Source organism: Tissierella praeacuta (assembly GCF_040396155.1).
In the GTDB taxonomy this organism is placed as follows: domain Bacteria; phylum Bacillota; class Clostridia; order Tissierellales; family Tissierellaceae; genus Tissierella; species Tissierella praeacuta_A.
This window is the reverse complement of sequence record NZ_JBEBOY010000015.1, coordinates 68,877-75,447: the sequence shown is the minus strand read 5'-3', so window position 1 is coordinate 75,447 and position 6,571 is coordinate 68,877. Positions and strand designations below refer to the sequence as shown.

At 31.0% G+C, this 6,571-nt stretch carries 6 protein-coding genes; 5 read left to right on the top strand and 1 reads right to left on the bottom strand.

All coding sequences use genetic code 11. The features are described 5' to 3' along the window. Positions 1-146 precede the first annotated feature (146 nt). Genes ABWP20_RS09360 through ABWP20_RS09345 form a run of 4 tightly spaced genes read left to right on the top strand, consistent with a single transcriptional unit; the run spans position 147 to position 4,078 of the window. Positions 147-1,097, top strand: coding sequence for an ABC transporter permease (locus ABWP20_RS09360; protein WP_353095535.1), 951 nt, complete (start codon positions 147-149; stop codon positions 1,095-1,097). Next, the gene (gene oppC, locus ABWP20_RS09355) at positions 1,097-2,047 is read left to right on the top strand and encodes an oligopeptide ABC transporter permease OppC (RefSeq protein ID WP_353095534.1); all 951 of its coding nucleotides are present in this window, start codon (positions 1,097-1,099) and stop codon (positions 2,045-2,047) included. The genes ABWP20_RS09360 and oppC overlap by 1 nt, the downstream gene beginning before the upstream one ends. Before the next feature lie 23 nt (positions 2,048-2,070). Then, a complete protein-coding gene (locus ABWP20_RS09350) occupies positions 2,071-3,117 on the top strand; it encodes an ABC transporter ATP-binding protein (protein WP_353095533.1) in 1,047 nt (348 codons plus the stop codon). A 4-nt stretch (positions 3,118-3,121) separates the two neighbouring features. Further along, positions 3,122-4,078, top strand: a complete 957-nt coding sequence (locus tag ABWP20_RS09345; RefSeq protein ID WP_353095532.1) for an ATP-binding cassette domain-containing protein — start codon at positions 3,122-3,124, stop codon at positions 4,076-4,078. A gap of 276 nt (positions 4,079-4,354) precedes the next feature. Here ABWP20_RS09345 and ABWP20_RS09340 read toward each other — a convergent pair whose 3' ends face one another. Beyond that, on the bottom strand, positions 4,355-4,993 hold the full coding sequence (locus tag ABWP20_RS09340) for a leucine-rich repeat domain-containing protein (RefSeq protein ID WP_353095531.1): 639 nt from the start codon (positions 4,991-4,993) through the stop codon (positions 4,355-4,357). Positions 4,994-5,593: 600 nt separating this feature from the next. Between ABWP20_RS09340 and ABWP20_RS09335 the strand changes: the two genes are divergently transcribed. After that, complete coding sequence (locus ABWP20_RS09335; RefSeq protein ID WP_353095530.1) at positions 5,594-6,220, top strand: hypothetical protein; 627 nt, start codon at positions 5,594-5,596, stop codon at positions 6,218-6,220. The last annotated feature ends 351 nt before the right edge of the window (positions 6,221-6,571 follow it).

Here is a 6,571-nt window from a genome sequence, read left to right as displayed (position 1 = left end):
AATACTAGTAAAATGAATGCCATGTTTGGTATACAAAATGAAAAACTTAAAAATATAAGAACAAATTCTAATGGATACACTACAGAGGAAGCTGCAGCTCTTCAAGAGGCACATAATAAAGGTAAGAAATAGGATGGTGACTATATATGATTAAGTATAGTACAAAAAGACTGTTACAATCTATTGTAACAGTCTTACTAATAGCAACAATAGTATTTTTACTTATGAGGATGCTTTCAACGGATTATTATTTTACTGAAGAACAATTGATGAAATTTACAGAAGAACAGAAAAATGAACAATTGTTAGCTGCAGGATTACTAGATCCTATACCAAAACAATTATTCGATTTTTATAAGAAATTGGCTCGCTTTGATTTTGGGGAATCCCGAAGAATTCAAAATGGTGTACCTGTAGTTAAAATCATATCTGCTAGATTTGCTATATCTATGAAACTAGGAATAACAGCACTAGGGATTTCATTGATTACTGGAGTTGCAATGGGTATGATGCAGTCAAGGTTTAAAGATAAACTAGGAGATCATATTGGTACAACTTATACTATTTTCGCCAATGCGGTGCCACCATTGGTATCATATTCATTGGTCTTAATATTGGGGACAAGATTATTAAAGTTACCATCCATGTATTCTACACGAAATCCAGGACCATCAAGTATATTACCAATTATATGTTTATGTATAAGTAGTATTGCATGGTGGGCACTATGGACTAGAAGGTATATGGTAGATGAAATTAATAAAGATTATATAAAACTAGCACGAATAAAGGGAATGCCTACTAAAAAGATAATGAGAAAACATGTACTTAGAAATGCATTTGTACCATTAGCTCAGTATTTACCAGCATCATTCCTATCAACTGTAGGCGGTTCAATTCTTGTAGAGCGTTTTTTCTCTGTACCAGGAATGGGGCCTTTATTGGTGGATTCAATAAATAGATATGATTTAAATGTTGTTCAGACAGTAACAATTTTATATGCGGCACTAGGTATATTAGGTGTGTTTTTTGGAGATATACTTATGATGTTAATTGACCCTAGAATTACACTTACCAGTGAAGGAGGCTCTAGATAATGACTACACATAATAAAATATTAGATGAAGAAATAATAAATGAAGATGAGCTTTTTCACTTTGTAGATTATTCTCCAGAAGCTGCCGAAAAAATTGGATATTCAGACTATTCCTATTGGAGATCTGTATTTCAAAACTTTTTAAAGAAAAAATCAGCAGTAATATTAAGTTTTGTATTCCTTGCATTGGTAATATTTTCTTTTATAGCTTTAAAAATAGGCAAATATGACTATGCATCCTTAGTTCCAGATACTACAAAAGGATTTATCAGCCCAAACTCTGAGTATTGGTTTGGAACAGATAACTTAGGTCGTGACTATTGGTCTCAAGTTTGGTATGCTTCTCAGATATCTATTAAACTTGCTTTAATAGTTGGTTTAGGAGAGTGTATATTAGGTGTTATTATTGGCTGTATATGGGGTTATGTTAGAAAATTAGATAGATTTTTTACAGAGTTATATAATTTAATATATAATGTTCCAAGTATAATATATTTAACTTTAATTGCACTTGTAGTAGGGCAAAGTTTTTGGATTATGGCAGGATCTCTTATTGCCTTTGGTTGGTTAGTAATGGCAAGAAATGTACGAAACTTAGTTATGATTCATAGAGATAGAGAGTATAACCTTGCTTCTCGATCATTAGGTACACCTACATGGAGAATTTTATTAAAAAATATTTTGCCGCAATTAATAAGTGTTATTATACTGAGATTGGCATTGTCAATACCCAGTACAATTGCTACAGAATCAATGTTATCATATTTGGGGCTCGGTCTTGATATAAATACACCTTCATTAGGTATATTGCTTAGAAATGCCAGAACATTCTTCTTGGACTATCCATATTTATTGATATTCCCTGCAGTTATTGTATCTGTTATTTCTATAACATTCTACCTTTTAGGGAATGCGTTTTCTGATGCATCAGATCCAAGAAACCATGTATAAGTTTAAGAACAGGAGGAGAATTAATGAAAAAGGAACCAATTTTATCCACAAAAGATGTGGAGATTGAATTTAGTCTACGCGGACAAAAATTAAAGGCAATCCGTAACTGTTCTCTAGATTTATATGAAGGTGAAGCATTAGCAATTGTAGGAGAATCAGGTTCGGGAAAATCAGTATTTACAAAGTCCTTTGTAGGTATGTTAGATGCCAACGGTAGTGTTACCAATGGATCTATTATGTACAAAGGAGAAGATATTTCAAAATATAAGACAGAGAAAGAATGGCTTAATATTAGAGGTAAAGAGATAGCTATGGTAATGCAGGATCCTATGACCTCACTTAATCCATTAAAGATTATAGGAAAACAGATTCAGGAAAGTGTAGAGTTACATCAAGGTTTAAAAGGAGAAGATGCTAAGAAAGTTGCAATTAATATGTTAGCGAAAGTAGGAATTGATGATCCAGAGCGTCGTTACAATCAGTATCCACATGAATTTTCAGGTGGTATGAGGCAGCGTGTGGTTATTGCAATAGCAGTAGCTTGTCTTCCCAAAATATTAATTTGTGATGAGCCAACTACAGCTTTAGATGTTACAATTCAAGCACAGATTTTGGATTTAATCCGTAGTTTACAGAGAGAATTAAACATGACAGTTATATATATAACTCATGATTTAGGTGTTGTAGCCAATGTGGCTGAACGTGTGGCAGTTATGTATGCTGGTCAAATAGTAGAATATGGACTTCTAAATGAGATATTTTATGATGCATGGCATCCATATACTTGGGCATTATTGTCATCATTACCTCAGTTAACTGTAAAAGGTGAAGCATTGCCATCAATAGAGGGAACTCCACCAAATTTATTCCATGAAATAAAAGGTGATGCATTTGCTCCTCGTAATAAAAGAGCACTAGCAATAGATTTTGTAAAGGAACCACCATTCTTTAGTATATCCGAAACTCACAAGGCAAAAACTTGGTATTTAGATCCAAGAGCTCCAAAGATAGAGCAGCCAGAGACTATTCAGAGATTGCGTGCTCACAATCATAATATAGAGAGGAGTTAAGAGGATGTCAGAAAGAGAAAAATTAGTTGAATTAAAAGATTTACAGATAGCATTTGGAAAAGGTAAAAAAAAGTTTGTAGCAGTAGACGATGTTAACTTTGATATTTATAAAGGTGAAACATTTTCTTTAGTAGGAGAGTCAGGTTCTGGAAAAACTACCATAGGTCGTGCTATATTAAGATTGAATCCAACGTCATCAGGTGAGATTTATTTTAAAGGACAAAAGATAAATGGTAAGATTTCTAAAGAATTAGATGAAGAAGTTATCAGAAAATGTCAGATGATATTTCAAGATCCTATGGCTTCTCTAAACGAAAGAGCAAAAGTTGAATATATAATATCAGAAGGGTTGTTAAACTTTCATTTATATAAAGATGAGAAAGACCGTGAAGAAAAGGTTCGGAATGCGTTACTTGAAGTAGGTCTTTTACCGGAATTTGCTTCTCGTTTTCCACATGAATTTTCAGGTGGACAAAGACAACGTATTGGTATAGCAAGAGCGTTAGTTATGGAACCAGAGTTTATAGTAGCAGATGAACCGATATCAGCATTAGATGTTTCTATTCGTGCACAGGTTCTTAATTTACTAAATGAACTTAAAAAAGATAAAGGATTAACATATTTATTCATTTCTCATGATTTATCTGTAGTACGTTTTATATCTGATAGAATTGCAGTTATAAGTAAAGGTAGAATAGTGGAATTAGCAGAATCTGAAGAATTATTTAGACATCCTTTACATCCATATACAAAAGCTTTACTATCGGCAGTACCACAGCCAGATCCAGAAATAGAAAAGAAGAAAAAGCTAATTGTTTATGATCCGTCAGTTCATGATTACTCTGTAGATAAACCAGTTTGGGAAGAAATTATTGAAGGACATTTTATTTATGGAAATCAATGTGAACTAGAACAATATAGAAAAGAAATTACTGCAATAGATGCAATTAATATAGAATAATATTAATGTTTTTAATACACCTATAGGAAGATAGATATCTTTACTAAGGTGTATTTTTGTGTATTCATTAGAAATAAAGAGTTCAATGATTAATAGCAGATCGGTTAAGGATAATAAAAAGATGGACAAGACAGTGTTATCATATGATACTTCGTGTTTGTTATAATATAAGCATCTAGTAATAAGGCAATTTAAACAGGCGGATCACTTGCTTAGGTTGCCATTTTTCTATGGCTAGATATTAAAGGAGTTTCTTGAAGCTTTTATTACGTGCAATTAATCACTAAAGTAGTAAATTAAGCACGACAAAGACGAATAGTATATCATCTCGAATGGAGGGAAAGAATCAGTTAAATTGCTTAAGCCTCCTAACATATTAATATTTGTATAATCAATATGCTCACAACGTGAAATATTAAGTATAGTCAAATCTGATAGATTACTTAAAGGGGTTATATCCTCTATCAAAGTATGACTTATATTCAGTTGAGTTAAATTCTTTAAATTATTTAATGACCTTATATCATGAATATCATTGTAAGCTAGATTTAACTTAACTAAATTAGTCAAATTACTCATGCTACTTATATCCCTAATATCATTCCATGACAGGTCTAACTCTTCTAAATTACTTAGATTCTCAATTCCACTTAAATCTTTAATATTAGCTGAAGTAATTTCAAGTACAGTAATATTTTCCAAATCAGATTCATATATTTTACCTGTTATTTTTGATGTTTTTTCTCTAATTGCTTGTTCTAAATAAGGATCTGAAAAGGTAATGAAATCATTATTGTGATTATTTATTGTACTGTTAGAATTTTGAGTTAATTGATTGGTTCTATCTTGATTATAATTTACACCTAGCCATATTATACAAATGCCAGCTATAATAACAGTAAGGTATCTTTTCATTTACAAATCCTCCTTAGATATTAATCTTATATTGTACATTTGTTTCATTTTGCCCTATTTGCCCTATGCTTTGATTTTATACTGCTTTTCTTCATTATCCCATAGATCTACATATGTACTTTTTAAAAATAGATAAGAGATTATACATAAAGTTCGACTTTCACAGTACTGTATATATAATAATATCATAAATATTGTAATAGGTGGTATAGATTATACTTTAAATTGTAATGAAGAAAGCCTTTAAATAAATAATCATTGGAGGGTTTTGTTGCTTATAAATTTGATACGAAAAGTATTGGATATATTAGCAAGAATAAGAAGTTGTGAGCCATTGAAATAGCTTTTGTCTATATGTAACAGTAGATATGGAATCTTGAAAGAATTGTAGAAAAAATGGTATAAATCCAGAAATATCCCTTCTACCAAGGGGACCAAATACTTACGATATCATTATCGTACTTTCAAGATACGTTGAGAGCATAATTCAGATGATAATGGAAAGGTAGAAAAGTTAGGTTGATAAATTGCTGGGCGAATTATATACTATTAATGAACATAACTATATTTATATGCAATTAAATTAAATGGAGGAATACTATGAGAAAGAAAATACTTTTTTTATCAATACTGATATTTGTCATTGTATTGTTTTTAATCGTTTGTTTCAACAATACAGATGGATATAAATTCTTAACCAAGGAAGGAATTAGACCATACAAATTATCAGAAAGTGAGAAATATATATTGCAGTCCTTTGGAATGGAAGGCAATTCACAAATTATTTATTTTCATGCACCAAAAGAGGCAATAACTTTAAATGTAAATGTTTACAGGCTTGAAAGTGGAGAAAATTGGAGTAATATTGGCGGAGGAGCTATTTCAATAGGCACAGATAGAGAACCCATCGAGCAATTGACTGGAACTTTTACAATGCAGCTAAAAGAAAATTACTCAATTGATTTCAATATAAATGCTGCTGGAAGAGCTTCATATAAAACAGATGAAATCATACTCGATTCAGAAGCAATAGCATCTACTAAAACTTTTTTGGAGGAATTCCAGAAGATAGAAGTCAATAAAGAAATTCCTATTGCTCTTATGGTTTATGATAGTGGTACAAGTATGAGAAGTCATTCTCTCCAAGACTATTTTTATCCGTCTGAGTTTGGTGGAATGGATTTAGTCCAGGTAGTCACATTAACTTTTACTGATGAAGAATTGTAATTCTCACATTATGGGTATCTTAAAGTCACAATATTATATTTTGCGCATCTAACACATCGCAAATAGTTCAAATATTATAGATAAAAATTAAAACTACTACAAATGCATTGAGATATTGCTATAAAAATCTTGATGCATTTATTTTATTTGAAACTGAAATTAAATATAGAAAATAAAGATCCTAAGTTTAGGGTTATATACTCCTCTTTGTAGTAAACAATCTTTAGTATTTTAACTGTCTACTATAAGGGGAGTATATTATTTTACTCTTTATTTTTTATTTTGTTAAATATTAAGCCAAATTAAGGCTATTGCCGTCTAATAATTGTAAACCTAAAGATAAAGAAAGGA